Source organism: uncultured Oscillibacter sp., assembly GCF_910587525.1.
Classification (GTDB): Bacteria; Bacillota; Clostridia; order Oscillospirales; family Oscillospiraceae; genus Oscillibacter.
In genome coordinates this window covers 1-2,700 of sequence record NZ_CAJULS010000218.1, presented here as the reverse complement: position 1 = coordinate 2,700, position 2,700 = coordinate 1, and the positions used below count along the sequence as shown (strand labels likewise).

General features: G+C 56.8%; 4 protein-coding genes. All 4 read left to right on the top strand.

What is annotated here, in order from left to right; genetic code table 11:
* A partial coding sequence (locus QZ326_RS12705) for an orotate phosphoribosyltransferase (RefSeq protein ID WP_295745882.1) occupies positions 1-391 on the top strand: 391 nt, incomplete at its 5' end.
* A 150-nt stretch (positions 392-541) separates the two neighbouring features.
* A complete protein-coding gene (gene pyrB, locus QZ326_RS12700) occupies positions 542-1,462 on the top strand; it encodes an aspartate carbamoyltransferase (protein WP_295745879.1) in 921 nt (306 codons plus the stop codon).
* Positions 1,463-1,585: 123 nt separating this feature from the next.
* Positions 1,586-2,011 (top strand): aspartate carbamoyltransferase regulatory subunit, encoded by a 426-nt coding sequence (locus QZ326_RS12695; protein WP_295745876.1) that lies wholly within the window; start codon positions 1,586-1,588, stop codon positions 2,009-2,011.
* Between the two features lie 459 nt (positions 2,012-2,470).
* Positions 2,471-2,700: hypothetical protein (locus QZ326_RS12690; RefSeq protein ID WP_295745873.1), on the top strand; the 230-nt coding region annotated here is incomplete at its 3' end.

Here is a 2,700-nt window from a genome sequence, read left to right as displayed (position 1 = left end):
GGGCCATCTCATGGGCCTGCCCATGGGTTATGTCCGCTCCGGCAGCAAGGACCACGGCCGCCAGAACCGCATTGAGGGCAGGCTGGAAGCTGGACAGAAGGTGGTGGTGGTGGAGGACCTGATCTCCACCGCCGGAAGCTGCATCGAGGTGGTGGAGGCGCTCCGGGAGGCCGGGGCCGAGGTGCTGGGCACCGTGTCCATCTTCACCTACGGCCTCCAAAAGGGCCTGGACCGCCTGTCCGCCGCCAATGTGAAGAACGTCAGCCTTTCCAACTTCGACGCGGTGTGTGAAATCGCCGCCCAGGAGGGAAAAATCAAGACGGAGGACATTGACCGGCTGAAAAAATTCCGGGCGGACCCGTCGGACGAGAGCTGGATCTCACCGAAATAACCCGCGCTATAAGCGCTCCGTTTATTTCTCCCCGCCCCACCGGACCCGCTCCGCCGGGCTCCGGCAGGAACCCCATAAAACAACCACAGCAGGGCCGGCCGCCCCGCCCGTCCTCCGGGATATCCAGATCTTTTTCAGAAAGGAGCCCCTATGCCTAGAAACATCATTGACGTCACCGACCTGTCCGTTGCGGAGATCGACGAACTGATCGCCACGGCGGAGGATATCACTACCAATCCCGCCAAGTACCAGGACGCCTGCCTCCACAAACAGCTGGCCACATTATTCTTTGAGCCCTCCACCCGCACCCGATTGTCCTTTGAGTCCGCCATGCTGGCTTTAGGCGGCAGTGTGCTGGGCTTTTCTGAGGCCAACTCCAGCTCCTCCTCCAAGGGCGAGACCGTGGGCGACACCGTCCACACCGTCAGCTGCTATGCCGACATCATCGCCATGCGCCACCCCAAGGAGGGCGCCCCCTACGCCGCCGCCCAGTTCAGCGAGGTCCCCATTATCAACGCAGGAGACGGCGGCCACAACCACCCCACCCAGACCCTGACGGACCTTCTGACCATCCACCGGGAGAAAGGGCGGCTGGACGGCTTCACCATCGGCTTTTGCGGCGATTTGAAATTCGGCCGCACGGTCCACTCCCTGGTGAACGCCCTCAGCCGGTACGACAACATCCGCTTTGTGCTGGTCTCTCCGGAGGAGCTGAAACTGCCCCGCTATGTAAAGGAGCAGTCCCTCAAGTCCAAGGATATCCCCTACACCCAGACCACAGACCTGGAATCCGTCATCTCCCAGCTGGATATTCTCTATATGACCAGGGTCCAGCGGGAGCGGTTTTTCAACGAGGAGGACTACCTGCGCTTGAAAGACAGCTATATCCTGACGCCGGAAAAACTGCAAAACGCCAAACCCGACCTCTCTATTCTCCATCCCCTGCCCCGGGTCAATGAGATCGCCGTGGCTGTGGACCGGGACCCCCGGGCGGCCTACTGGAAACAGGTGAAGAACGGCAAGTTCATCCGCATGGCGCTGATTTTGAAGCTGCTGGACATCCACGTGTGATACTGGAATTCATTAAATTTTTGCCTTGCCCAGCGCAAAAATCTCCCGCCTGAGCATTTCGCCATTTATCGAACAAGGCCTAAAGTCTGTTTTATTGAAAATCAGTATGAGGAGGGTTACGGTATGAATATTGACAGCATTGCCAACGGCGTGGTCCTGGACCACATCCAATCCGGCAAGAGCATGGAGATCTACAAGCATCTGCATCTGGACCAGCTGGACTGCCAGGTGGCCATTATCAAAAACGCCCGCAGCGGTCACATGGGCCGGAAGGACATCATCAAGATCGACTCCCCCATGGACCTGGACCTGGATGTCCTAGGCTATATTGATGCCAGCATCACCGTCAACATTATCCGGGACGGGCAGCTGAAGGAGAAAAAGCACCTGGAACTGCCCCAAAAACTGGTGAACGTCATCCGGTGCAAAAATCCCCGGTGCATTACCATGGCGGAACCCCAGCTGGACGCCATCGCTCTTTTGAGCGACCCGGACAGGCATACCTACCGCTGCGCCTACTGCGAAAGCTCCATCGACAAAAAGTTCTGAATCAGGCATAACAGCAAACCAAAGCCGCCTCACGGCCAGTGAGGCGGCTTTGGTCGTTTTCCCAGCCGAAGTCCCCGTCAGAACTCCGGTCGCAGGCGGAAAGGCGGTGATCAGCCAGCAGAGGGAAGCGAACCGGGAGCGCCCCGGCATGGGCTGGGCTGACGCACCGGGGCTTAGTGGCTTTGGTACGAACAATCCGCACCGGGTATATACCGACGCATTGCCGCCAACGCGCTTCCCCAAAATGGCGCAGATATGGTTTTCATCCAAGCGATCAAGCACCGTTTCCCTTCACGGTCCCACTTAACTTTTGCCATAATGTGCCGATATAAAAAATAATAGGGCGGACAGCGGAAAAGAGATCGGCAAGAAAAACGCACCCAATCGTCCTATGTCCGTAAGAGAAAGTGCGGATAATGCTGAAAATCAGAAACCACAAAATGAGAAAAGGATGGTGACATGATAATGTTTGTTGGTCAAATACAATCAAACATCTATATGGGCAATATGGGTATTTTAGCAGTACGAGCCAGCTTGCCTTATGCGCCTCAGCAAACCACGCCAACGCGATATGATCGTGTGGAAATGGGAACTCACGTACAGACGAATCCACACTCCGGCATTTATAAACCCAGTTCAGGTCAGATGCGGGTGCTTAACACCCCCGCTTGCACCAAGGTGGCCCCTGA